This is a genomic window from Georhizobium profundi (assembly GCF_003952725.1).
Classification (GTDB): Bacteria; Pseudomonadota; Alphaproteobacteria; order Rhizobiales; family Rhizobiaceae; genus Georhizobium; species Georhizobium profundi.
This window is the reverse complement of record NZ_CP032509.1, coordinates 1,451,895-1,477,473: the sequence shown is the minus strand read 5'-3', so window position 1 is coordinate 1,477,473 and position 25,579 is coordinate 1,451,895. Positions and strand designations below refer to the sequence as shown.

The 25,579-nt window shown below is 62.1% G+C and carries 23 protein-coding genes; 3 read left to right on the top strand and 20 right to left on the bottom strand.

The window, feature by feature from the left end; all coding sequences use genetic code 11:
* Positions 1 to 70: 70 nt before the first annotated feature.
* The 12 genes from D5400_RS06815 to D5400_RS06760 form a co-directional block, all read right to left on the bottom strand.
* Positions 71 to 1,162, bottom strand: a complete 1,092-nt coding sequence (locus D5400_RS06815; RefSeq protein ID WP_126008891.1) for an ABC transporter ATP-binding protein — start codon at positions 1,160 to 1,162, stop codon at positions 71 to 73.
* Between the two features lies 1 nt (position 1,163).
* On the bottom strand, positions 1,164 to 1,949 hold the full coding sequence (locus D5400_RS06810; RefSeq protein ID WP_126008889.1) for an ABC transporter permease: 786 nt from the start codon (positions 1,947 to 1,949) through the stop codon (positions 1,164 to 1,166).
* The gene (locus D5400_RS06805; protein ID WP_126008887.1) at positions 1,946 to 2,932 is read right to left on the bottom strand and encodes an ABC transporter permease; all 987 of its coding nucleotides are present in this window, start codon (positions 2,930 to 2,932) and stop codon (positions 1,946 to 1,948) included. Before D5400_RS06805 ends, D5400_RS06810 begins: the two co-directional genes overlap by 4 nt.
* A gap of 100 nt (positions 2,933 to 3,032) precedes the next feature.
* Positions 3,033 to 4,145, bottom strand: a complete 1,113-nt coding sequence (locus D5400_RS06800) for an extracellular solute-binding protein (protein ID WP_126008885.1) — start codon at positions 4,143 to 4,145, stop codon at positions 3,033 to 3,035.
* 118 nt (positions 4,146 to 4,263) lie between these two features.
* A complete protein-coding gene (locus D5400_RS06795) occupies positions 4,264 to 5,364 on the bottom strand; it encodes an NAD/NADP octopine/nopaline dehydrogenase family protein (RefSeq protein WP_126012877.1) in 1,101 nt (366 codons plus the stop codon).
* Positions 5,365 to 5,439: 75 nt separating this feature from the next.
* Positions 5,440 to 6,021: a peroxidase-related enzyme gene (locus D5400_RS06790; protein WP_126008884.1), complete on the bottom strand. Its 582-nt coding sequence runs from the start codon at positions 6,019 to 6,021 to the stop codon at positions 5,440 to 5,442.
* The gene (locus tag D5400_RS06785; protein ID WP_126008882.1) at positions 6,018 to 6,515 is read right to left on the bottom strand and encodes a CMD domain-containing protein; all 498 of its coding nucleotides are present in this window, start codon (positions 6,513 to 6,515) and stop codon (positions 6,018 to 6,020) included. The genes D5400_RS06790 and D5400_RS06785 overlap by 4 nt, the downstream gene beginning before the upstream one ends.
* Positions 6,512 to 8,014 (bottom strand): NAD(P)-binding domain-containing protein, encoded by a 1,503-nt coding sequence (locus D5400_RS06780; protein WP_126008880.1) that lies wholly within the window; start codon positions 8,012 to 8,014, stop codon positions 6,512 to 6,514. Before D5400_RS06780 ends, D5400_RS06785 begins: the two co-directional genes overlap by 4 nt.
* Positions 8,011 to 9,081: an L-threonine 3-dehydrogenase gene (gene tdh / locus D5400_RS06775; RefSeq protein WP_126008878.1), complete on the bottom strand. Its 1,071-nt coding sequence runs from the start codon at positions 9,079 to 9,081 to the stop codon at positions 8,011 to 8,013. The genes D5400_RS06780 and tdh overlap by 4 nt, the downstream gene beginning before the upstream one ends.
* Positions 9,082 to 9,098: 17 nt before the next feature.
* Positions 9,099 to 10,295, bottom strand: a complete 1,197-nt coding sequence (locus tag D5400_RS06770; RefSeq protein ID WP_126008876.1) for a glycine C-acetyltransferase — start codon at positions 10,293 to 10,295, stop codon at positions 9,099 to 9,101.
* Positions 10,296 to 10,419: 124 nt separating this feature from the next.
* Entirely contained in the window at positions 10,420 to 11,046 is a 627-nt protein-coding gene (locus tag D5400_RS06765) for a helix-turn-helix domain-containing protein (RefSeq protein ID WP_205665528.1), read from the bottom strand.
* Positions 11,047 to 11,061: 15 nt separating this feature from the next.
* Complete coding sequence (locus D5400_RS06760; protein WP_126008874.1) at positions 11,062 to 12,522, bottom strand: aminotransferase class V-fold PLP-dependent enzyme; 1,461 nt, start codon at positions 12,520 to 12,522, stop codon at positions 11,062 to 11,064.
* A gap of 109 nt (positions 12,523 to 12,631) precedes the next feature.
* Here D5400_RS06760 and D5400_RS06755 point away from each other — a divergent pair, with 109 nt between their 5' ends.
* Positions 12,632 to 13,105, top strand: a complete 474-nt coding sequence (locus D5400_RS06755) for an Lrp/AsnC family transcriptional regulator (protein WP_126008872.1) — start codon at positions 12,632 to 12,634, stop codon at positions 13,103 to 13,105.
* Between the two features lie 3 nt (positions 13,106 to 13,108).
* On the opposite strand, the gene D5400_RS06750 is transcribed toward D5400_RS06755, so the two are convergent.
* A complete protein-coding gene (locus tag D5400_RS06750) occupies positions 13,109 to 14,164 on the bottom strand; it encodes a pyridoxal-phosphate dependent enzyme (protein WP_126008870.1) in 1,056 nt (351 codons plus the stop codon).
* A gap of 2 nt (positions 14,165 to 14,166) precedes the next feature.
* Entirely contained in the window at positions 14,167 to 15,111 is a 945-nt protein-coding gene (locus D5400_RS06745; protein ID WP_126008868.1) for a LysR substrate-binding domain-containing protein, read from the bottom strand.
* 101 nt (positions 15,112 to 15,212) lie between these two features.
* Here D5400_RS06745 and D5400_RS06740 point away from each other — a divergent pair, with 101 nt between their 5' ends.
* Complete coding sequence (locus tag D5400_RS06740) at positions 15,213 to 16,151, top strand: DMT family transporter (protein WP_205665527.1); 939 nt, start codon at positions 15,213 to 15,215, stop codon at positions 16,149 to 16,151.
* A gap of 136 nt (positions 16,152 to 16,287) precedes the next feature.
* Positions 16,288 to 16,932, top strand: coding sequence for a GntR family transcriptional regulator (locus D5400_RS06735; RefSeq protein ID WP_126008866.1), 645 nt, complete (start codon positions 16,288 to 16,290; stop codon positions 16,930 to 16,932).
* A 25-nt stretch (positions 16,933 to 16,957) separates the two neighbouring features.
* Here the strand turns inward: D5400_RS06735 and D5400_RS06730 are convergent, their stop codons facing one another.
* The 6 genes from D5400_RS06730 to D5400_RS06705 all read right to left on the bottom strand — a co-directional run bounded on the left by D5400_RS06730 (position 16,958) and on the right by D5400_RS06705 (position 25,577).
* Positions 16,958 to 18,538 carry a gamma-glutamyltransferase family protein gene (locus D5400_RS06730; protein WP_126008864.1) on the bottom strand — a complete coding sequence of 527 codons (1,581 nt, stop codon included), beginning with the start codon at positions 18,536 to 18,538 and terminating at the stop codon, positions 16,958 to 16,960.
* Between the two features lie 4 nt (positions 18,539 to 18,542).
* The gene (locus tag D5400_RS06725; RefSeq protein ID WP_126008862.1) at positions 18,543 to 19,868 is read right to left on the bottom strand and encodes a TRAP transporter large permease; all 1,326 of its coding nucleotides are present in this window, start codon (positions 19,866 to 19,868) and stop codon (positions 18,543 to 18,545) included.
* 1 nt (position 19,869) lies between these two features.
* Entirely contained in the window at positions 19,870 to 20,406 is a 537-nt protein-coding gene (locus D5400_RS06720; RefSeq protein ID WP_126008860.1) for a TRAP transporter small permease subunit, read from the bottom strand.
* 6 nt (positions 20,407 to 20,412) lie between these two features.
* A complete protein-coding gene (locus D5400_RS06715) occupies positions 20,413 to 21,495 on the bottom strand; it encodes a TRAP transporter substrate-binding protein (protein WP_126008858.1) in 1,083 nt (360 codons plus the stop codon).
* Positions 21,496 to 21,784: 289 nt separating this feature from the next.
* Positions 21,785 to 22,294, bottom strand: coding sequence for a Dps family protein (locus tag D5400_RS06710; protein WP_126008856.1), 510 nt, complete (start codon positions 22,292 to 22,294; stop codon positions 21,785 to 21,787).
* A 127-nt stretch (positions 22,295 to 22,421) separates the two neighbouring features.
* A complete protein-coding gene (locus D5400_RS06705; RefSeq protein WP_126008854.1) occupies positions 22,422 to 25,577 on the bottom strand; it encodes an efflux RND transporter permease subunit in 3,156 nt (1,051 codons plus the stop codon).
* Positions 25,578 to 25,579: the final 2 nt, after the last annotated feature.

Here is a 25,579-nt window from a genome sequence, read left to right as displayed (position 1 = left end):
AAGAAGCACGCAAAGAGCCAGCCTTCGCCGGCAAATCAGAGCAAATTAAGTCGCCGGCAATCGTTTCCGATCAGCCAGCGAGCACGGCCAGCCTGCTCGTGTCCCAGGTCACCCACACCGTGTCGTCGGCGAATTGGTGCGCCACCGCGGGGTCCACATGGGCCTTGATGATCAGCGGATCGCGCTCGTCAACCTGGACGTCGACTGTCGTCTTGCTGCCCTTGAACACGCGATTGACGATGCGGCCTTTGAGCGCACGATCGTTGGCGGGCCTTTGCGGCAGGCAGATCACGTTTTCCGGCCGGATCGACGCGGCAACGCTCGATCCCGTCTGCGGCTGACCACCATTGGCCGAGCCATAGACGCTGTGGCCCTTCCAATCGATGATGACCGCACCCTGGTCGCTGCCGCGCACGGTACCTTCGAGCAGATTGGTCTCACCGATGAACTCGGCAACGAAGCGGCTCGCCGGCCGGTAATAGAGGTCCTCCGGCGTTCCGTCCTGCTCCACGCGACCGGCGTTCATGACGACGATCCGATCGGACATGGTCAGCGCCTCTTCCTGGTCATGTGTGACGAAGAAGAACGTCTTGCCGGTGCGCCGCTGAATGTCTTTCAGTTCCACCTGAACCTGACCGCGCAGCTTGGCATCGAGTGCGCCGAGCGGTTCATCGAGAAGCAGAAGCTTCGGATCGGGGGCAAGCGCGCGTGCGAGCGCCACGCGCTGTCGCTGACCACCCGATAGCTGATCGGGCGTGCGATCGCGGAAGCCGGAAAGCTGCAGGAAGTCGAGAAGGCTTGCGACCCGCCGGTCGATCTCGCCGCGCTGCTGGCCCTTCAGTTCGAGACCAAAGGCGATGTTCTCGCCCACTGTCATATGCGGGAAGAGCGCATAGTCCTGAAAGACCATGTTCACGTCGCGCTTGTTTGGCGGCTGCTTGGTGACGTCTACGCCGTCGAGGATGACGCGGCCCTGATCCGGGCTTTCGAACCCGCCGAGGATGCGCAGTGTGGTCGACTTTCCGCAGCCCGACGGTCCGAGGAAGGTGACGAACTCACCCGCCATGATCTTCATGTCGAGATTGTCGATCGCCTTGGTCTGGCCGAAGCTCTTCGACACGTTCTCGATGTGAACGATCGCTTTTCTGCCCTGCTGGTCCATGTCAGGCCCCTTTGTTCATGCGGCGCATCGAGCGTTCTGCCCAGATGCCCAGAATTGCTGTCATGACGAGCACGACCGTGGAGATGGCGTTGATTTCAGGCGACATGCCCGACCGCAGCTTGGCGAAGATCAGCACCGGCAGGGTCGGCTGATAGCTGCCGAGGAAGAAGGCGCGGACGAAATCGTCGAAGCTGAGCAGCATGCAGAAGATACCTGCGCCGATGAGCGCCGGCCGAAGATAGGGCAGCGTCACGCGGAAGAAGGCAATGAGGCTGTCAGCGCCGAGATCGCGCGCCGCTTCGATATGACTCTTCGGCAAGGTCGCAAGCCGCGCCATCACCACCAGCGCCACGAAGGGCACATTGTGCACCGTATGGCCGAGAATGATGGCAAGCATGCCCGGTTCGATATCCAGGAAGCGCGCATAGATGCGCAGCGAGATTGCCGAGATGATCCCGGGAATGACCGCCGGCAGGCAGGTGATGGCGAAGATGATGACCTTGCCCGGAAACTTGTAGGGTCCGAGGAAGGACGCCACCCACGTGCCGATGACGAGCGACAGAAGCGTGCTCGTGATCGCGATCGTCATCGAATAGATGAAGACGTTGATCACTTCAGTGTCCTGAAAGACGCCTTTGTACCAATCAAGCGTCCAGGACTGGATCGGGAAACCGATGAAGGCGGAATCCTTGAACCCCATGACCACCATCAGCACTAGCGGCACGAACAGATAGACCACGAATGCCCAGTAGATGACGGACATGAAGATGCGGGTGGACTTGGTCATTTCATCAGACCTTTTCCGGAGCGGCCCATGAGTTTCAGGAAGATGCCGGTGATCGACAGTGCGGCGATCAGCATGATCGAGGAGAACGCAGCACCCGTCGGCCACTGGTCGCCTGCCACATGGAAGAAGCCTGCGATGGTTTCAGCGAAAACGGTGGTGCTCGGCCCGCCGAGAAGAACCGGGGTGGCGTAGTAGCCGGTCGAAATCAGGAAGACGAGCGTACAGCCCGACGCGATCCCCTCCTTGGAGAGCGGCAGCGTGATCCTGCGAAACCGCGTCCAGGCACCCGCTCCGAGATCGGCACCCGCTTCGAGGTAGCTGCGCGGGATCTTTTCCAGCGCCGAATAGAGCGGCAGCAGCATGTAGAGCGAGGTCAGGTAGACGATGCCGACGCCCAGCGAAAAGCTCGTATACATGAAGGGGATCGGCCGCTCGATCATGCCGAGCATCATCAGCAGCCGGTTCAGCGCGCCCGTATTGCCGAGCAGGATCATGATCGCATAGGTGCGCACGATTTCGCCGACCCAGAAGGGGATGAGGAGCAGAAGCAGGAAGATGAGCTGGTTCTGCCGCTTCACGTGCTTGGCGAGGAAGTACGCGACCGGATAGGTGATCAGCAGCGTCGCGAAGGTGAAGGTGAAGGCATAGACCAGTGTCCGGATGAACGGCGTGACGAAGATGCTCTGTCCGAAGAAGGTCGCCCAATTGTCGAGCGTGAATTGCGGCTCATAGCCGACGCGCGGCGGGTAGGAATCCAGAAAGCTGATCCAGAACATCTGGATGATGGGTCCGAGATGCGCCACGAACACCCAGATCAGCGGAAAGCTGGCAAGCAACAGGAACTGGCGCCGTTGCGTCTTGAATAGCACGCCCGTCGCCGCGTTGTACGTTCCGTTCTGCGCCAGCGCACCCCAAAAGCTGCGCCGCCCGGTTGGTGACCGTTCACGGCTCTCTTCGAGCGTGGAGGATTGGGTATGAGCCATCAGCGATGCTCCTTCGACGCTTAACCGGCGCGCGGTAACGTCTGGCTTGAAGTACGAAAATGGCCGGAGCGGACGCTAGACCGCCCGCTCCGGTGAAAGATCAGGCTGCCTTGATTTCTTCGACGGCCGGGTCGACGAGCTGGTACTTCATCTCGTTGGCCTCGGCACGGAAGAACTGCAGACCTTCCAGTTCCTCTTCGGTGAAGGACGAAGCGCGCTGCTCGAGTTCGCTCAGATGCTCGTTGACGCCGTTCATGGTCGACAGGTAGCCCGAAGCGCGGGTCATCGCAGCGCCGATTTCCGGACGGGCGAGAAGCGCGTCGAGGAAGGTGTAGGCATTGTCGGCGTTCGGTGCGTTCTCGGCGATGTTGAACGTGTAGATGAAGCCGTAGGAGCCTTCCTTCGGGATCGTCATGTCGATCGGGAAACCGTCCATGATCAGCTTGGAGATCGGGCCGTTCCAGGCATGGGCGAGCACGACGTCCTGGTTGATGAACATCTGCTGGATCTCGGCGCCGGAGTCGTAGAATTTCCGAACCATACCCTTGTTTTCGATCATGAAATCGCGAGTTTCGCGCACGATCTCTGCAGCACGCTCCGGATCGTCCATGTATTCGATCATGTTGCCGTCATAGCCCTTATAGAGCATCATGACGGACATCATGTCCTGGATGATGTAGGCGGTCTGGCCCTGGTATTTCGGGTCGAACATCACGTCCCAGCTGGTCGTCTCGGACGCATCGACCATTTCGGTGTTCCAGGCCAGCACCTCGGCGCCGGAGAGCACGGGAGCGCCCCACTTCTCGCCGTTGATAGTGCCCCAGTCGCTTTCCGAGTAGATCGTGTTAATGTTGCCCCAGTTCGTCAGACGGTCCGTGTCGATCGGAGCGAGGAGACCGGATTCGATGAACTGCAGGAAGCGGTGGCCGGCAACGGTCAGAATGTCGACGGTCGGCTGCGGTTGTTCGGCAGCCAGAAGGTTGAACTGCTTGCCCTGGTCGTCAACGAGACGCACCTGGATCTGGATACCGGTCTCGTTCTGGAACTCGCTGATGAAGTCCTGCGGAATGAAGTTGGCATAGGTCCAGATGTTGACGGTGCCTTCCTGGGCACGCGCTTCACGCGAGCGGAGAATGGACGGTGCAGCCAGAATTGCGGCGCCAGCGGCCGACGTCTGGATCAGCCTGCGGCGATTGATGTGAAATTTCGTCATTGCGTAGTCTCCCTCTGTTTCCGGTGATGATCGGCCGTCTCGCACGCGGAGGCTTAACGGCCAGTGCCTGTCATGATCTTTTGTTGGGTCGGGCTTCTTCGTCCCGTGTACTCAAAAATCAGCTTGCGGCGCGCGCCTCCGTCGAAACCTCGAAGCCGTCGCGAGCCAGTTGGCGCAGCCGCTCCAGGGAAAGATCGGACATGCCGATCGCGTCGAGAAGCGTGTTCTCGGCGGCGAAATCCCGGCCATACATCGCGGAGAAGATGCGCACGCCGGCGTCGTGAAGGACTGCGGGGCGGCCAGTGAGTTCGCCGAGCTTAACCGTCATCAGAAGGCCGAACGGCACATCCTCGGTGACGTAGCGTGAATCCGCTGTGGCTGGGCCGGTCCCGCCACGCCCTTCGCGGTGCATTTCCTGGTTCATGGCCGAAACACTGTCCTTCGGCACATGGAACGACAGATGGAAGTGTTCGAAGATGTCCCGCACCTTGAGCCCGAGCGCTTCGGCGATGGCGATGCGTTCGCGATCGAGTTCCTCGAGCAGGCGCCCGACATTGGGCGTGACGTTGAGCCCTTGCGGCCAGGTTTCGCCGTGCTCCATGCGGGTCATGTTGCAAAGCGCGATGCCCATGTGGTTCTGCGGATTGAGGTTCGAAAGCGCGATGGCGAGAATGCCGTCGCGCTGCACGAAACGGTCGCCGAAGAGCGTCTGGCAAACCGAAAGTCCCTCGGCGCTCAGGGATTCCGGTACGGTTGCGACATCGACCTTGCTGCGCACCGTGTTGACCTGCGCCTCGACGAGGCTCGGCTGCCGTCCGGTGGTGACCGTCGTCCCCCAGGCGACGATCGGAACGACGATGCCCCGTTCGGCCAGAAGCCGGTTGAGATAAAGCGCGCCGAAGGAGGCATGCGAGCTTATCAGGACAGCCTGACCTTCGCGGATGAAAGGCGCGATGGCGTCCATGACGGCTTTGTGGCCATAGCCCGGCAAGGCGATCATCAGCACGTCATTGGCTTCGACGAGTTGCTGCGCCGACCCCGCGACTGCAGGGTGGAATGTGCCTTCGAGTGCACCGGAAGCAATGAGCGCTTCACCGGTTGCCAGGCGCTTGGTGCGCTCGCCCGATGGCGACCAGAGCATGGCGCGGTGACCGGCATTCTCCAAGTAGGCAGCCGCGCCGAATGCGATGGACCCTGCCCCGACGATACCGACCTTCACGATCCCCTTGTTGCCCTGCTCCACTCTCAATTCCTCTCATTTCAACATTTCGAACGGGCTTTTGTGAGCCCGAAATCAGTCCGCTTTCGCCACCGGATCGCCAAGCACGTGCATCAGCCGGTTTGCCCAGCCGAACAGCGCCGTCGACAGAATGAGATCGAGAATTTCTTCCTCGCTCATGCCGATGTCGCGCAGTCGCTGCATGTCGTCTGCATCCGCCTCGCTCGGGGCCTTGGAGAGCTTGGTCGCAAATTTGAAGATCGCCGATGCGCGCTCGTCCAGATCAGCCTCTTCGCCGTCCGCGAAGATGCGCTGCATGACCGCTTCGTCCTTGGCAAGCTGATTGTAGCGGCTGGAATGGACGGCCGCGCAATAGACGCAGCGGTTGACCACCGACGCCGCAGTCGCGCCGATCTCCCGCTCCGCGCGGCTCAAGCCACCCTTGTTGTACATGATCGCGTTGAAGAGCGGCGTGCGGACCTTCAGCGTTTCGACATCGTTGGCGAGCACCAGGACGTAGTCGGAAACCTTCGTGTTCGACGGCGTCACCTTGAGCGCATCGAGCTGCTCCGGCGTCGCCTCTTCCAGGTCGATGGGTTTGACCCGCGGGCGCCACTCGGGAACCTCGGTGGTGAAGTTGTGGATCACCGCGTTCATGCCGCACCCCGCATCAGCTTCAATCCCACAAGCAAACGGATCTGGTAGGCGAGGAAGGCGTTGAGCTCGGCCAGCCGCACGATGTCGGCATCCGAAACGCCGGCCGCCTGAAGTGACGCGACGTCGTCAGGCTGCGTCGCCTTCGGGTTTGCCGCGACAAGATCGGTGAACGTCAAAACGGCATTGATGCGCGACCAGGCATCGCCATCGAAGGCGGGATCGGCGATCGCGAGCGTGTCTTCGTCTGCGTCATAGGTGGCAAGCAGTGCCGAATAGTGCTCGGCAAGCTCATCACAGCGGTTGAGCTTCGCGATCCGGGTCGCGAGCGCCGCCCGCTCGGCATGAGTAAAGCCGCCGGCATCGTTAGGCTTCAGCGCTGCATCATGCGCCGCTTGCGTCATTGCGAACACATCGGCTCGCAACGCTACGGCAGCCGCGACTTTGGAGCCATCGTCACTCACAGATGCGAGCCGTGTCACCACATCAGTGCTCATCGGGCGTCGCTCCCCGTTTTCAATGCGGGCTCGTCGAGCTCCTCGCCGGGGAGTGGCGCTTCGGTCCACTCGTCGCCCAGAAGCTCGGGCTTGTCGTAAGCTTCCATGGCCGCGAAATGGGTCTCGACATCCTCACGATAGAGCGTGGCAGCGATCTCACGGGCAAGCCAAGCGGCACCCTCGCTGATACCGGGAATGTCGCCGCTGACTTTGCCGAGGCTGACCGACGCGCCGTAGTTGAAGCAGTGGATCGCCGAAAGCCACGGTGCCGCGCCCTCTTCGCGCTCCTGGAAAGCGAAGTCGTCGGCAAGGTAAGGAAATTTCGCCAATTCAGAATGCTGCAAGCCGGCAGGCGCAGCGTAACGATCGCCCCAAAGCAGGATCTTGTCGGCGTAACCATCAAGCTCGGTGCGTGCCAGCGGCTCGACCGTGAAACCTGTCCCGAGAATGAGGAAGTCCGTCTTGAGACGGCTGCCGTCCTGCATCGCGATATCGAGTTCGCGCCCGTCATGAGCGATCCGGTCGATGCCCTTGCCGAAGTGGAAGTATGCATTGGGATGCCGACTGACGCGCAAGGTCGACCCGCGCGGCGACGGCGTCTGCGTCAGGAACGAATAGTGCATGAAGCGCCAGCGCCACGCATCCGAGAGACGCGGAAACGCCGCCGTGAAACCGAAGGAGCCAATGCCCATCATCTTGTTGATGGTCGGCATGTGCTTCCGCCGGATGAGGTGACGCACTTCCGCAGCACCCGCTTCAAGCGCTTCGGCAGAATTGTCGACCGCGGATGCGCCGACGCCGACGACCGCCACACGCTTGCCTTTCAGCGCCTTGAAGTCGATGTCTTCGGACGAATGCGCCCAGGCCGATTTCGGCAAACCGTCGACGAAGGCCGGAATGTTCGGATGCCCGGTCCCGTCACGGCCGGTCGCCATGATGACCTTGCGCGCGAAAACCTGGGCGTCATTCGTGCCGGCGCCCGAGAGATCGAGCTTCAGATAATCACCCTCGGGCAGAATGCGATCGACATTCACGTCATTCTCGACCTGGATCTCCAGGACTGCGCGGTACCAGCGCAGATAGTCCATCCACATGGGACGTGGGATCTTGTCCAGCGCGTCCCATTCCGTTTCGCCGAACTGCGCAGTGAACCATGACCTGAAAGTCAGCGAAGGAATGCCATAGGCCGGACCGGTCAACTGCTTGGGCGAACGCAGCGTTTCCATGCGCGCGTAATTCACCCACGGCCCTTCGTAGCCGGTCGGATTGCGATCGAAGATGCGCACATTGCGGATGCCGGCGGAGTGCAGAGCAAACGCAGCGACAAGGCCGCACATGCCACCGCCGATGATCACGACATCCACGACCGGCTGGCCTTTTACATGGCGTGGAGGCACCCAATTGGCCGGCGGGCGGCACAAAAGCTCCAGATCCTTGCGCACCCGTGCATTGAGCGCATCGAGCCCTGAGTGATCGGTGTCCAGGGATGATCGACTCATTGCGCTGCCGTCCTCTGCATTGCGAAGCCGCTCGTGCCCGCATCCGACCAGTCGAGCACGATTTTGGCGGCTTCGCCGCGCTTTATCGCCTCGAAACCCTTGTCGAAATCAGCGGCAGCGAGCCGATGGGAGATCACGCCGCGCACATCCAGCCCGGACTGCAGCATGGCGAGCATCTTGTACCAGGTCTCGAACATCTCGCGGCCATAGACGCCCTTGATAACCAGGCTTCTCAGAACGATCGACGACCAGTCCACGAGCATCGGTTGTGCGGGCAAACCCAGAAACGCGATGCGGCCGCCCATGACGAGCGTGTCGACCATCTGCCGGAAAGCGACGTCTGAGCCGCTCATCTCGAAACCGACGTCGAAACCTTCCCGCAGACCGATGCGGCCCATCTCACTGCGCAGATCCTGCGTGGCTGTGTTGACCGGAACGACATCGCAAAGCTTGGCGGCAAGATCGAGCCGGGCCTGGTTCACATCGGTTACAACGATGTGCCGTGCGCCGACATGGCGTGCGACGATCGCCGCCATGATGCCGATCGGCCCCGCGCCGGTGATCAGCACATCCTCGCCAATGATGTCGAACGAAAGAGCGGTATGCACGGCATTGCCCAGCGGATCGAGGATCGCGCCGATCTCATCGTCGACTTCATCGGGCAATGGAATGACGTTGAACGCCGGAAGCGCCAGATATTGCGCAAAGGCGCCCGGAATATTGACGCCGATCCCGCGCGTCTCGGGATCGAGATGGAAGCGTCCAGCCCGCGCGGCGCGGCTCGAATTGCCGACGATATGGCCTTCGCCCGAAACCCGCTGGCCAACCTTCAGATTGGTGACGGAGCGGCCCACATCGACGATCGCCCCGGAATATTCATGTCCGACAACCATGGGCACGGGAATGGTGCGCTGCGCCCACTCATCCCACTTCCAGATGTGCACATCGGTGCCGCAGATCCCGGTTTTCGAGACCTTGATCAGCACCTGATCCGGCCCGATTTCCGGAATGGCCACTTCCGTTTGCCAAAGCCCCTCGCGGGGTTCCGACTTGGCCAGGGCGAACATGGTTCCTGTATTCGAGATCACGAGATCACCTTCAGTTCGCGCCCGGCTTCGCCGAATGCGGCAAGTGCCGCATCGAGGTCGTCCTCGGTCAAATCCGCATTCATCTGGGTGCGGATGCGCGCCTGGCCCTTGGGAACGACGGGATAGAAGAAGCCGCTGACATAGACGCCTGCTTCGTAGAGCCGCTTGGCCATGGCTTGCGCAATGGACGCCTCGCCGAACATGACCGGCACGATCGGATGTTCGCCCGGCAGCAGGCGGAAGCCGAGCGCTTCAAGGCCCGAGCGCCATTTCGCCGTGTTCGCGTAAAGCCGCGCGCGCAGATGGTCGCCCTTCTCAGCCAGTTCGATCGCCTTGATGCTGGCAGCCGTGACCATGGGTGGAAGCGCGTTCGAAAAAAGATAGGGGCGCGCACGCTGACGCAGCAGATCGATAACGGCCTGCGGACCAGCGATATAGCCACCGATCGCGCCGCCGAGCGCCTTGCCCAGCGTACCGGTGAGGATATCGATCCCGTCAGCCACGCCATGGTGCACATGCGTGCCCGCGCCGCGCTCGCCCATGATGCCCGTCGCATGACAATCGTCGACCATTACGACCGCATCGTAGGCGCGCGCCAATGCAACGATCTCGGGCAGCTTGGCGAGATAGCCGTCCATCGAGAAGACACCGTCGGTCGCGATCATGATCGAGCGCGCGCCGTCGGCCCGCGCCTGCTTCAGCGCGGCCTCCAGTTCGTTCATGTCGGAATTTGCGTAGCGGTAGCGCTTCGCCTTGCAGAGCCGGATACCATCGATGATGGAGGCATGGTTCAGGCTATCGGAAACGATCGCATCCTGGTCGGTCAGGAGCGGTTCGAACAGCCCGCCATTGGCATCGAAACACGCGGCGAATAAAATCGCGTCGTCCTTGCCGAGATAGCGCGCGATCGACGTTTCCAGTTCCCGATGCAAATCATGGGTGCCGCAGATGAAGCGCACGCTGGCCATGCCGTAGCCCGACGTTTCCAGCGCCGCGGTCGCGGCTGCGACGAGTTCCGGATTATCGGCAAGACCGAGATAGTTGTTGGCGCAGAGATTGATGATGTCGCCGCCGCGGCCTTCGATCGACACTCGCGCGCCCTGCGGCGACCGGATCGGCCGCTCCGTCTTGTAAAGATCGGCAGCGCGGATCTCCGCCAGTTCGGCATCGATGCGGGCGAGAAATGCGGACAAGACGGTCTCCTTGCAGACGCCGGCTAACACTTTCGACTAAGAACGTTATCCAATATAGCGGACATGTCAATCGATGTTGAACAATAAGAATGCACGGAATGTAACTGCCCGCGATTGATGCAAACTAGGAGTTGCGCACCATGAGAATTGCGCGTGCGGGGCCGTTCTTAGCCTCCAAAGAATGCGGCCTGTCTGCCCGATAACAGGCCGTATCACCCTTTTCGAAATCGAGAGAGCGCACGCCGGATTTGACAGTGATCTCCCCCTCCAGGATAGTCAGATGCTCTTCGCAACCGTCGCGATGCGGTTCGCTGACAAGCGCACCGCCAGCATCGAAAATCACTTCGTAAAGCTCGCAGTCGCCCGCATAATCCGGTGGACTGAGAATCTTTAGACGACATCCCTCGCCTTTTGACTCGATTGTGGGGATCCGATCGGCCTTGACGATCTCCCGGAAGCCGTCATTGACCGGCACCTTTCCGTCGATCAAACCCGCGAAATCGACGTCGAGCGCACGCGTCAGGTTCCACAAGGTAGAGACGGTGGGGCTGGAGCTTCCGCGTTCGATCTGCGACAGCATCGAGCGCGACACACCCGACAGCCGGGCGACGGCATCGAGCGACAGGTTGCGCTCTCGGCGGATCTCCTTGAGACGCTCGGAAATCCTCTTTCCCAGATCCATGCGGACAGTGCCTCCTCCAATATATTGGAGGATATCATGCCCGAGGTCCAGCGGTGCGGCAAGCGTCAATGGGCGCTCCTCACGTCATGCTGCAACACTGCTTTCTCGGCTGACCGCAAAGCGCGCCGTGGCGGGATCTGAGCGATAGTCGCAAGCAAGATCGGCAGCCTTCGACGCCAGATCGGCGACGGCATCAATAATGAAGCGCGCCTTCTCATCGCTCAACAGATAGCTGAAATTCAGCCGTACCCAGCCGGGCTTTTCCATTTCCATTCCCGCATCGATTGCAGCGGCTAGATCGCGCGAAGCCGCCTCGTCGATACCGAGAAGTCGGTGCGCATAAGGCCCGGCGCAGGCGCAGCCGCCCCGTCCCTGGATGCCGTGGTGATCGCTCAGCATGCGAGTGACGAGTTGGTGGTGCACATGGCCGCCCCGACCGTCGCGCACGCGCAACGACATGATGGGCAAGGCGTCCTCGATGTGTCCGCCCAGAACCTCAAGCCGCGGAATGTTCGACCAGCGCTCGAGCGCCATCGCCCGCAACTCACGGTTACGCCTGGAGATGAAGGACTGACCGACCGCCTGTTTGACCAGTAGCACGAGTGCGGCGCGAATATCGCCGATCCCATTCGGCGTCCCGGCCTCCTCACGTGCAATGATCTTGTCGCTGTAGCGATGCGCCCATGGCGAGACGAAAGACACGGTTCCGCCACCTGGAAGGGTCGGCCGCGCGGTGGCGACAATGTCATTCTTCAAAGCGAGGATGCCAGACGCTCCCGGCCCGCCAATAAATTTATGAGGCGAGAAGACAATGGCATCGATCGCTGCGTCGTCCGCAGGCACCATCGACATCGGCAGATAGGGTGCGCCGGCAGCATAGTCCCAGATCGCGATCGCGCCATGGGCCTTCACGAGCCGCGTGATCCCGACGACATTGCTGACAATACCCGTCACGTTGGACGCGGCAGAAAACGCAGCAACCGTGAAGCCCCGCGACGTTGCATCCACAAGCGCTTCAGTCAGTTGAACCTGGTCCGGGCCGCCGCCCTCTTCTTCGGAGATCTCCACGATCCGCGCGCCGCTCTCGCGCCACGGCAGAAGGTTGGAGTGATGCTCGTAGGGACCGATGATGACCGTGACAGCTTCGCCGCGCGCGATCCGCTCCGTGATCGCCAGCAAGCCGACGAGCCGGTTGATGGCGGCGGTCGCACCCGATCCAGTAAAGATGACGCTATGTGCACTGCCGGCGCCGAGCATGCGGCTGACCGATGCGCGTGCAGCTTCGCGCAGGCGGGTGGAATAGGCCCCGCAATGGGACGCCTCGGTGTGGCTGTTGGCGTAAAACGGCAGAACCTGTTCCATCACGAACATTTCGATCTGCCGCAGCGCCCGGCCGGAAGCAGTGTAGTCAGCATAGACGAGCCGGCGCGGCCCAAAAGGGCCTTCGATCAAGGCACCCTCGCCGATCAGGCCGTCACGAAGCCGAGCGATCAGATCTCCCTCGCCCGCCAGTTCCTTGGCCCAGTTTTCCAGGCTCCCATCCATCTGCGCATGCCTTGGTTCGATTGCTTGAAACAAGTTTGACGCAGATGCAGTGGGAAATGTTCATCAAAATGTTTGCTAAACAAACACAAATTGGGTCAAATGAACGACGATGACCCGAAAAATCGATCAATTTGACGTAAGACTATTGCGAGAGCTTCAGCTAGACGCTGGCCTGTCGCAGCGCGATTTGGCCCAGAAGATCGGCCTGTCGCAAAATGCGTGCTGGAGACGGCTGAAGGCGCTGGAAGACGACGGCATCATTGCCGGCCGCACGATCCGCGTTGCCCGCCACAAGGTCGAACTGGGCCTCGTCGTCTTCGTCATGGTGCGCACGCGCCATCACTCGACGAGTTGGCTGAAGACGTTCCGCACCCATGTGTCCTCGATCCCGGACATTACCGACTTCTTCCGTATCGGCGGCGACTACGATTACATGCTGAAGATCGTCACCCGCGACATGATCAGCTACGACGCCGTCTACCAGCGCCTGATCGAGGCGGTCGAGCTCGAATCCGTGACGTCCTATTTCGCGATGGAAGCGATCGAGGAGCAGCGTCCGCTGACGATCCATCCCCATCGTTGAGCGTCACGTGCCCTCGGTGACCACGACCAGAACGCGGGCATCAGGACCAAGGCCACCAACCGCTTTTTCATAGCCGATGGCGCCGGCAAATCCCGCAGCACCTGAAGGCGTCGTGGCAATACCCACTGTGAAGAGCATGCTGGCGGCATCGGCGGCCTCCTCTTCCGTCACGGTCAGGCAGCCATCGGCGAGCCGGGCGATCGTGGCCAGAGCGACATGCGACGGCTCCTTGCAGTCGAGCCTGCCTATAGCCGAGACCGGCCCATCGGCCCGCACCGCGCGCCCGGCGACAAGGCTCTCCATGATGCATGGCGCGAATGCCGGCTCGACGACAAGCGCCTCGAAGCCATCGCTCCCCCAGGCATTTCTGAAGCGCGCGAGCATCGCTGCCGCAAACCCGCCCACGCCTGCCTGCAGAAAGACATGCGTCGGCGGCGTCACCATCTCGTTGACGATCTCTTCGGCGAGCGCCAGATAGCCGGCCATGACGTCGAGTGCCGGCGTCGTATAACCGGGCCACGTGGAATCGGAGAGCAGCGTCCAGCCATTCGCGTCGGCAGCCTCGGCCGCCGCGGCCATGCTGGCCTCGTAGTCATGGCCTTGACGGACAACCCGTGCCCCCTTGCCGCGGAGCCTTCCGGCGATCTCGTCCGACACCGTCTCGCTGATGAAGATGACGGCATGCGCGCCGAAGACGCGCGCTCCGGCAGCGACCGACATTCCGTGATTGCCAGCACTCGCCGTCACATAGGTCCGGCCAGCAAGCGCCGACGCAAGATTGTCATCGCCCGCAGCCGCAACGGCATCGCGCGCAATCGCATAGGCGGCGCCGAGCGCCTTGAACGATCCGAGCCCCATCCGCGCCGTCTCGTCCTTCACGCAGAGACCTGCACCGCCGATCGATGCTCCGAGCGACGAAATGTGCAACAGCGGCGTAGGCCGATAGGAGGGACATCGCGAAAGAAGCGTAAGCACCGGTCCAGCATCGTCCGCGACCTGGGGCAGTGTTGCCAGATCCGCCGGCAGATCTTTCGCCTTCCAAGGGTTCGCGCGATACATCGTCAGTCCTCTTTTGCCGACTTCGTTTGCCCGAGCAGTGCGTCGACTCTTTCGAGCGATGTCGCCCGCTCCGCGTTCAGAGCTGCGATGCAGTGCCGTATTGCGCCAGGCCGTTCAAGCCGTCGCGGCGTCACCAATGTCGTGTGGAAAGGCAGGCGATCTTTGAGGCGCAGCATCGTTGCACCGGAGCCGAGGAAATCAAGAGCGGTGATCGGGTTCATGATCCCGACCCCGAGCCCGGCTGCGACCATGGACCCGACTCCATGGCTTGTCGCCGTTTCCACCACATGGCGTGGACGAGCGCCGGCCGCATCCATGATCGCCTCCGCCCGGCGCCGATAGGGATCGGGCACGGCGATCGCGATCATCGCCTCGCCGGCGAGGTCCGCGAGGCTGATCGCACCGCTTCCCGCAAGCCGATGCCCCGGTGGTAGCAACGCGATCTCGTTGATGTCGGTGAACCGCTCCGCGGCAAGTTCATCCGACGCGGCCACCTCGAACGCCACGATACCGAGGTCCAATTCCTGGTCCCGCAACGCTCGCATGAGGTCTCGAACGGTCAACGGCACCAGGGAGACGTGACGGTCAGGCTCGTCGCGCAAGAAAGAAGCCGTTGCCCGAGCAATGAAGCCTTGCGCGAAGGCCGGCAGGCAACCGATCCGGACCATGCCGCGACGGCGGCGCAGGATCATCTCGGCCGCATGCCCAATCCGCTCCAGTCCGGTAAAGCTCGCCTCCACCTGCGCCATCAGTTCCCTGGCTTCCGCGGTTGGATGCAAACGCCCCTCGCGACGCTCGAACAGCTGAAGCCGCGTTGCATCCTCCAGTTGCTTCAGTGCCCGGGTCACGCTCGGTTGCGAGGTGTTGAGCACATTGGCAGCCGCAGTCGCCGTGCCGAGCCTCATGACGGCGGAGAAACATTCGAGCTGATGGGCCGACGGACGCATGATCCATATCCAGAATGAATAGATACCGCATCATTCTCTATTGGTTGCGTATGGAAAACAATGGCATTGAGGCGCCGATGCGACCCAATCGGAGTTCGACCTTGTCCTCAACCCACGCCACAGCGCCCCATGCTGCCCAACACCGCGCCGACACGGCAGGCAGCGCCATCAGAGGCATCGTAATGATGCTGCTCGCCTGCGCCTTGATTGCGGCGACGACGCTCATCGCCAAGGCGCTTGGTCAGGGTATCGGCGCAGGCGGCGGTTCACCGCTGCATCCGCTGCAGGTGAGCGCGGGCCGCTTTCTGTTTGCCTGGCTCGCCTTGATGCCGATCGTCGCGATCCTCCGTCCTTCCCTCAAGAGCGCCAAGCTGCCCTATCACATCGGCCGTTCCGTCGCCGGTTGGGCGGGCGTCACCTGCCTCTTCGCCGCATCGGCCTATATGCGGCTTGCCGATGCCACGGCGATCTCGTTTCTGAACCCGATCGTGGCGATGATCCTCGCCATCCCGCTTCTCTCCGAGCGCGTGGGGCCGTGGCGCTGGGCCGCCGCCGGGCTCGCACTCATCGGGGCCATGGTGCTGATCCGGCCCGGCAGCGAGGCCTTTCAGCCGGTGGTCTTCGTCGCCCTCGCCTCCGCGCTGTTCCTTGGCCTCGAAGCGATCATGATCAAGGTGCTTGCGGGTGGCGAGCCGCCCTTGCGGATCCTCGTCATCAACAACACGATCGGCATGCTCATCGCGGTCACGGCGGCGAGCTTCGTCTGGATCTGGCCGACCACCACGCAATGGTTGATGCTCGCGCTGCTCGGCTCGATCATGGTCTGCGCCCAGACGTGCTTTATCCAGGCCATGAAGAGCGGCGATGCCAGCCTCGTCATGCCGATCTTCTACGCGACGCTCATATTCGCGGCTATCTACGACTTTGCCCTGTTCGGCATTGTGCCGCCGGCAACGAGCTTCATAGGTGCGGCCCTGATCGTCGGCGGCGCTCTGCTTCTCGCCTGGCGCGAGAGCAATCGCAGGAAGAACGCCTCTTAATCAGCGAGCGCAGTGGAGCTCCACATCGGTCGAGGACAAATCTGAATGCGTGTTGCGCGGCGCGGCCGTTCGGAAGACACTTTCATGGCGAAAGCTTGAATGAAGTGCCGCCGAGCGTCGGGTCCAGAATTACGTCATGCACATGCACAAGAATGTCCACAGCGCATTCATTGCCGCCGAGTTGGAACGCGAAATAGTCAATCAGGTTCTGCCGGCGGGCAGCAAGCTCGATGAAAATGCGTTGGCGAAGCGCTTCGGCGTTTCCCGAACACCCGTGCGCGAAGCGCTTCATGTGGTGGTCTCAAGGTCGCTCGCGCAACGCGTGCCCTATCGCGGTGTCATCGTCTCGGAGCAATCGAGCGAGCGGATCGGCGAAATGTTCGAGGCGATGGGCGAGATCGAGGCGCTCTGCGGTCGGCTGGCTGCCGAGCGGATGACGGTCAGCGAGCGCGCCGCCTTCGAGACGCTGCACCTGAAGATGCAGCGCATGGCCGAGCAGCGCGATTTTCAAAGCTATGATCTGGCAAACACAGATTTTCACGGCATGATCTTCGACGGCACGCACAATGGCGAGGTCGTCGAGATCGCGCAGGCTTTGCGCCTCAAGCTTGCGCCGTTCCGCTCCTCGCAGTTCCGGATGACCGAGCGCATCGCCCGCTCCTGTGCCGAGCACGACACGATCGTCACGGCAATATTGGATCGCAACGCGCGCGACGCGGAAAAAGCGCTCCGCCGCCATCTGCAAAGTGCGGCACGCGCGGTGCTCGATCGGCGGAACTGATCCGCCGATCGGGCGCGCCCATGCTTCAGTAGCTGATGGCGGCCCCATCCGAGCGCGGGTCGGAAGCGCTCTCCATCAGCCCATCGGCGTGGAGAACGACCGCGCCGGCATGACCTGCGAGATCGGAGAATTCGGGGATGATCTCCACCTCGTGACCCGCCTGGCCGAGATCTTCGATCAGATTCGCGGGGAAACGGCTTTCAAGCTTCAGCGTCGTCGTGGCATCGCCCCACGTCTTGCCGAGGAGCCAACGCGGTGCCGTTATTGCCTGCTGCAGATCCTGGCCGAACTGCGCGTAGCGGGTGAAGATGGCCGCCTGCGTCTGCGGCTGGCCTTCGCCACCCATCGTGCCATAGGCGAAGATGCGTCCATCTGAAAGCTCGGCCATGGCCGGGTTCAACGTGTGGAACGGCCGCTTGAAAGGCGCAAGTTCGTTCGGCCCCGGCTTCAGGGAGAACCCTGCGCCACGGTTTTGGAAGAACACGCCCGTTTCCGGGCAGGTCAGGCCGGATCCGAATTCCCAGAAGACACTCTGGATGAAGGACACCACGGTGCCTTCCGCATCGACTGCGCCCATCCAGATCGTGTCGCCTTCCTTCGGCTCGTAAGGCCAGGGCAGCGCGCGCTGGCGGTCTATCCGGCTGGCCATGGCGTCCAGTCCTGCCGCATCGAGCCAGGATTGCGCCGGCTCTGCCATCGCGTCCGGATCGCCAAGCTCGGCATTGCGCTTGATGAAGGCCTGCTTGGTCGCTTCGATCAGGCCGTGGAGATGGTCGAAACCTTCGGCTTCCGTAACGCCCAGGCGGTCGAACAGCCCGAGGATCATCAGTGACGAGACGCCCTGCGTCGGCGGCGTCATGTTGAAGAGCATGCCGAGCGAGGTGGTAAGCGACAGCGGCGCGACTTCGCTCGCCGCGAAGCTGTGGAAGTCGGACAGTCGCAGCGGACTGCCATTGGCTTCGAGATAACGCGCATGGGCAGCAGCGATGTCGCCCTTGTAGAAGCTTTCAAGACCATGTTCGGCCAGATGCGACAATGTATCCGCAAGCGCCGCCTGCTTCATCCTGTGCCCGGCGCGAGGCGGTGCGCCATCGACAAGGAACTGCTCCGCAAATCCCGGCACGTCTGCAAGCGTCGACAGCTTGTCGCGGGTGCAATCGGACTGATTTCCAGTGACGGCAATCCCGTCGCGCGCATAGCCGATGGCCGATGCCAGGAGGTCGGAGAGCGGCAAAAGTCCGCCGCCATGCTCCAAGGCCAGCCGCCATCCATCGATGGTCCCGGGCACGGTCAATGCAGCCAAGCCCCCGCGCGCCGGGATGGCGTCGACATGGCCGGCCTTCCGGTAAAAGGCGACATCCGCGAGAGCCGCTGCCCGTCCACAGCCCGAAATACCGATGGGCGCTTCGCCCTTCTTCTTGATCAGCCAAAAGCCGTCGCCGCCGATGCCGTTCATGTGCGGATAGACGACGGCGATCGTCGCCGCCGCTGCCACCATCGCCTCGACGGCGGTACCGCCCGCCTCGAGGATATCTCGCCCGGCAAGCGCCGCCGCACGATGCGGCGCGGTGAACGCACCATTGTAACCCAACGCACTCTTCAGCATGTCATCACCAACCGATTGCTTCCGGCAGCCATGTCGCAAGGCCCGGGAACAGATAGACCATGAACACCGCCAATGCCTGAATTGCGATGAAGGGCACAACCCCCCGATAGATATCGAGCGTGGTCACGCCCGGCGGCGCAACGCCCTTCAGGAAGAAGAGCGCCCAGCCGAAGGGCGGCGTCAGGAACGACATTTGCAGGTTCACCGCAACGAGAATCGCGATCCAGGTGAGGTCGGCGCCGGCGCTCGCGAAAACCGGGAGGAACAGCGGAAGCGCGATGTAGGAAATCTCGATCCACTCCAGGAAGAAACCGAGGAAGAAGATGAGGATCATCAGGAACAGGATCTGCCCATCCAGGCCGCCGGGCACCATGCTGAAAGCATCGTGAACCAGACGCTCGCCGCCGAGACCGCGAAAGGCTAGAGCGAAGGGCTGGGCGAAGATCAGGATCATAAACACCATGGCCGAGGCGATGAAGGACGCCCGCACGACCTCCCGCATCATCGGATAGGTGAGCCGGCCGGTAAACGCCGCAAGCAGGATGGAGCCGAGCGCGCCCATGGAGGCTGCTTCGGTCGGCGCCGCGACGCCGCCGATGATCGAGCCCAAGACCAGAAAGATCAGAGCGATGGGCGGTGCGACGACTTGCAGGAGCTTGACCGCCAGTTCGCCGCCTGAAATCGCATCCCGCTCGGCTTGCGGGATCGGCGGCATGGAGCCGGGCTTAATCAGGCCCAGCACGATGATGTAGAGGACGAACATGCCCGACAGCAGAAGACCGGGAATGAGCGCCGCGGCAAACAGCGTGCCGACCGACTGCCCCATGATATCGGCCAGCAGGATCAAGACTAGGCTCGGCGGAATGATCTGCCCGAGCGTGCCCGAAGCGCAGATCACGCCGGTCGCGACGCCCTTGTCGTAACCGCGGTTGAGCACCGGAGCGAGCGCGATGAGGCCGAGCGTAACCACCGTGGCACCGACGACGCCGGACGCTGCGCCCATCAGGACGCCGACGATGATGATCGCGAGCGCCATGCCGCCGCGAATGCCGCCCATCGCCAAGCCGATCACGTCAAGCAATTGCTCCGCGATCTTCGATCGCTCCAGCATCAGGCCCATGAAGATGAAGAGGGGCAATGCCAGAAGCGTGTAGTTGGTGATGACACCGTAGATGCGCGCCGGCACCAGATTGAACAGCATGGGGCCGAAGCCCGCATAACCGAACACGAACCCGGTAACCGCAAGACAGATGGCGACAGGAATGCCGGCCATCAGCATGACGAAGAAGGCGCCGATCATGGCGAGCGCCAGAAACTCGGTGAATGGCATGTCAGTGCTTGTCCGGATTGGCGAGGGGCTGCTTCAGATGTGCGCGCCGCACGATGTTTTCGAGCATCATCGACAGCGCCTGAAGCGCGAGCAGAACGAAGGCAACGGGGATGAGGGCCTTCAGCAGAAAGCGATAGTGCAGGCCGCCAGGGTCGGGGGAGATTTCGCCGATCGCGTAGCTCTGATGCACGTAGTTGATCGACAGCCACACGATGAAGATCGACGCGAGCATCAGCATCAGCGCTGCAATGATGTCGATCGTTGCTTTCAGCTCGGGAGAAAACTTGTCGTAAAGAACGTCGACCCGGACTTCGCCGCCCTGGTTCAATCCATAAGACATGCCGAGCAGAGCACCCGCCGCCATCAGGTGCCACTCCGCTTCCTGCGTGGCGACGCTGCTGATGCCGAACGCGTAGCGCGACAGCACGTTGAACGCGACGAGAAGCACCAGAGCGAGACCGAGCCATGCCGCCGTCTGGCCGACGATGCGAACGACACGCGCAGTGCCGTTCGCAGCCTTTTCGATGATTGCGATCATGCCGCGTCAGCCGGCCATATTGTGGAACGGCCGCTCGGAAACACCTGACCATTGGTCGTGCTGGGCCTTGAACGCCATGAATGCGTCGTGGACCTTGCGAACGCTCGGATCGGCGGCGGCACCCTCTTCCAGCACGGCCATGGTGGCTTCGCGCAGTGCCTCGACGACAGCTTCCGGCAGCGTGTCGGCAATGACACCTTCGTTTTCGACGAGGTCGGCCAGCGCTTCCGCGTTGGTGGCTTCGCACCAGGTGTGGCTTTCGATGTTGCAAGCCATGGCGGCCGCTTCGACGATCGCCTTCAGATCGTCCGGCAGCGAATCCCAGGCTGCCCGATTGATCAGAAGCTCCGTGACGTTGCACGGCTCGTGCCAGCCGGTGGTGTAGTAATATTTCGCCGCGTTCTGCAGGCCGAGGCGACGATCCTGGTACGGACCGACGAATTCGGCCGCGTCGATGACGCCGCGTTCGAGTGCCGGGAAGATTTCACCGCCCGGTAGCAGTCGGACATCGACGCCGAGCGTCGCATAGACGCGTCCTGCAAGACCCGGAATGCGCATGACCAGGCCGCGGAAATCTTCGACGGTCTCGATCGGCTCGCGGAACCAGCCGGTCATCTGAACGCCGGTATTGCCCATGGGCAGCGCCTTGACGCCCAGCGGCTCGTAGAGTTCGTCCCAGAGCTCCATGCCGCCGCCATGATAGAGCCAGGCGTTCTGGCCCTGGAAGTTGAGGCCGAACGGAACCGTGGTGAAATATTGAGCGGCAGGCACGCGCCCGGCCCAGAAATAGGAGTTTGCCGCGTTCATCTGCACTGTGCCGGATGAGACGGCGTCGAAACCTTCCAATGCAGGGATCAGTTCGCCCGCAGCAAAATGCTGGATCCGCAACCGGCCACCCGACATGCGCTCGACCTTGGCACAGAAATCCGTCGGGCTACCCGGACCTTCCACGTAGAATGGCGAGCCAGGCCCATAGGCATTCGTCATCTGCCAGGTGAATGTGTCCTGGGCCCTCGCGATCGACGGCGCGGCCAGTGGAACGCTGGCCGTAGCGAACGCGGATGCTGTCAGAAAGTTGCGGCGTTTCATGGAGTGTCCTCGGATCTGAATGTGCGCTTGGGAAGATGCGCACCATGGCTAGCAATGTGCATGCCAGATCGGAGGATCAGTCGTTTCGTAGGGCTTTTGGCCCTGCAGCAAACACAAAATTGTATACAAGACGCCCTCAGAAGACGCAGCATGCATACAAATTCGGCAGCGGATGATGTTTGATACTGCAGCGGGAGCATAGGGGCCGCGAGACTTGACCTCCCGCTCAAATGAAAAAGGCCGCACGCGATTGGCGTGCGGCCTTTGCCTTACATCGAAACGACGCAGCTTAGTCGGTAACGAGCGCCCGCAGCATCCAGACAGTCTTTTCGTGAATGGTCATGCGGCCGACGAGCATGTCGTGTGAGACGAAGTCGTCAGCCTCTTCGGCGGCTTCCGCAGCTTCGCGCATCTTGCGAATGGTGCTCTCATGCTCGGAGATAAGATCTTCGATCATCTCATGCGCCGTCTTGCTCTCGGCGCCGAGCTCGATGACGATATCGTGCCCCTTGTTGCCGACGACAGGCGCGCGGTAGCCCAGAGCACGAATGCGCTCGGCGATTTCGTCCGTCGCCTTGAAGAGATCGTTGTACTGCACCTCGGTCATCTCGTGGATCGAGTGGAACAACGGCCCCACGACATTCCAGTGATAGATGTGCGTCTTGACCAGAAGCGCATAGGTGTCCGCCAGGATGGCCGACAAGTTCTGCGCAATCGTCTCGCGCGCCTTGTCGTCGAGACCGAAATTGACGTTTTCTTCGCGCGGCTTGGGATCCAGCGCCTTCTGTGCTTTGCTCACGGCATGCTCCTTCTTGTTGTTATCTGAGTAACTGAGAAGATGGAGCAGAGTTGCATTTTGCCAATGGACGTTTTGACGCGATCAGCGTGCCGGCCGCGATTTCAGACGCGGCCGGCTTAGACAACGTTCACTCAGCCGCGATCGGCATGGGATACCGCTTACGATCGTCCCGCTCAGTCCCCTCGTCCCGGCCGCCATGACCGCCCGTCGGAAGATCAGGCTCATCCGGCGCGTTGGGCTTGAGGATCCAGCCGGCCAGGCGCGAGGCCTGGTGCGTCAGGTCGTCCATCAGGGTGTAGAAGGACGGAATGAAGATCAGCGACAGGAGCGTCGAGACGAGCAGTCCGCCGATGACCGCAATGGCCATGGGCGCCCGGAACTCACCGCCCTCGCCCGTGCCGAGTGCCGCCGGCACCATGCCGGCAGCCATGGCGAGTGTTGTCATGATGATCGGCCGCGCGCGCTTGCGGCCTGCATCGACGATGGCATCGATCTGCGGCATGCCGTGCTTTTCCTGCTCGACGGCGAAATCGACCAGCATGATCGAGTTCTTCGTCACGATGCCCATCAGCATGAGGATACCGATGACGACCGGCATGGAGACGGCATTGTTTGTCAGCTGAAGCGCGAGCACCACGCCGCCGATCGACAGCGGCAGGGACGCCAGGATGGTAATCGGCAGGAAGAACGAGCCGAACAGCAGGATCAGCACGCACAGCACCATCATGATGCCGGCACCCATGGCTGTGGCGAAGCCCGCGAACACCTCCGCCTGGATCTCCGCGTCACCCGTTTCCTGGATGCGAACGCCCGCGGGGAAGTTCTTGACCGCCTCGCTGGCCATGATCCATTCCGTGCCCTGCCCGATCTCGTAGCCGGCAGCCATGCCCGTCCCGACCTTGACGAGCCGCTCGCGGTCGAAGCGGTCGATCGTCGACGCGCCTTGACCGTAGCTGACATCGGCGACCGCCGTCAGCGGAACGGTGCCGCCACTGCCCGTCGGGATGCGCATGGCCTGAATGGTCGCCAGATCGTTGCGCGCCATGTCGCTCAGCTGGACCTTGATCGGGATCTGGCGGTTCGGCAGGTTGAACTTGGCGAGATTGGCACCCGCATCGCCGATGGTGGCGACACGGATCGTCTGCGAGATCAGCTCGGGCGCGATACCGAGATCGGCCGCCTGGTCGAGCCGTGGCGTGATGCGGATTTCAGGCCGATCGAATGCCGACATCGCCGAGGGGTTGGAGAACATCGGCGCGTCGCGCATCTCTTCCTCGAGCATGCGCGCTGCTTCCGCGACCGCAGCGCCATCCTGGCCGAGAACGCCGACCGACAATTCGCGTTCGCCACGCTCATTGACGTTGAAGAAGCGAATGTCGGGCACCTGCGCCATGCGGGCGGCCATGTCTTCTTCGACGGCAAACTGCGTACGCTCGCGCTCACCCTTGCGCACAAGATTGGTGATGATCGACGCGCGGCGCACTTCGAGCGTTCCGGTGGGACTGGAGCCGCCAACGACCATGACCGAAGCCACTTCGGGAATCTCCTTGAGGCTGGCGGCGATCGCGTTGGTGGTCTCGCGGGTGTCGTCCAGCGTGGAGCCCGGCGGCAGCTCGACCGACGTCACGACACGCGAGGAATCTTCGCGCGGAATGAAGCCGGTCGGCAGAAAGCCGATGCTCCAGACCGAAGCTGCAAATAGCCCGACGCCGACAGCCAGCGTCACGAAACGGAAGCGCAGCGTCGCGCGCAAGAAGCGCGTATAGCCCCGCAGCAACCAGCCTTCGCGCTCGTCTTCGTCCCCATGGTTCTTCATGAAATACGCCGCCATCATCGGCGTGATGAGACGCGCGACAAGCAGCGAGAAGAAGACGGCCACGGCAACAGTGAGGCCAAACTGCTTGAAGTACTGGCCTGCGACGCCGCCCATGAAGGAAACCGGCGCAAAAACCGCGATGATGGTGAGCGTGATCGCGATGACGGCAAGCCCGATTTCGTCGGCCGCCTCCATCGCCGCACGATAGGGCGATTTGCCCATGCGCATGTGCCGGACGATGTTCTCGATTTCCACGATTGCATCGTCGACGAGAATACCGGTCACGAGCGTGATGGCGAGCAGGCTGACGAGATTGAGCGAAAAGCCCATCATGTCCAGCGCCCAAAAAGTGGGAATGGCCGCCAGCGGCAGGGTCACGGCCGCAACCAGCGTCGCCCGCCAGTCCCGCAGGAAGAGGAACACCACGATGACCGCGAGGGCCGCCCCTTCGACCAGGGTGTGCATCGCGGACTCGAAGTTGCCATAGGTGTAGGTGACGCTGTCGTCGATCTTCGAGAAGGTCACGTCCGGATAAAGCGCGGCAAGTTCCGCCACCTTGGCAGCAGCGGCATCGGCCACCGATGTGTCGCTCGCGCCCTTTGCGCGATAGATGGAAAAGGACACGACCGGGTTGCCATCGAGCGAAGCGAAGGAGCGCGGCTCCTCCCAGCTGTCCGAGATCGTTCCAATGTCTCCGAGACGCACCGTTCGGCCGCCGGAAAGCGCGATGCTCGTCTGGGCGAGCGTCTCGATGGAATCGGCTGAGGCAAGCGTTCGGATCGTTTGTTCCTGGCCACCGAAATCACCGCGTCCACCCGGCAGGTTGACGTTGGTCGCGCGCAGCTGCGCATTGACCTCGGTCGCGGTGATGCCGAGCGACAAAAGGCGATCGGGATCGAGCTCGACGTGGATTTCGCGCGTCACGCCGCCCATGCGGTCAACCTGGCCGACACCCGGCAGGCCCTGCAACTCGCGGATCACCGCATCATCGACGAGCCAGGAAAGTTCTTCAGGCGTCATGCCCGGCGCGGACGCCGCATAGGTGACGATCGACTGGTTCTCGACGTTGACGCGGCTGATGATCGGTTCGTCGATCGTGCGCGGCAGGTCGGCTCGGATCTCGGCGACCGCATCCTTGACGTCGTTCAGCGCCTGGTCGGTATCGACCTCGAGCCGAAAGATCGCAGAGGTGACGGACTGACCGTCAGTGACCGTCGACTGGATGTCGTCGATCCCGGCGATGCCGGCAACGCTGTCCTCGACGAGCTTCGTAACCTGCGTTTCGAGCTCCGCCGGCGCAGCACCGGACTCGGTGATGACGACGGAGATGACCGGCACGTCGATGTTCGGAAAGCGCGTGATGGGTAGGTTCAGGAATGAGACCCAACCAAGCACCACCAGCACGACGAAGAGAAGAATGGACGGAACCGGGTTGCGGATCGACCAGGCGGAGATGTTCCAGTTCATGG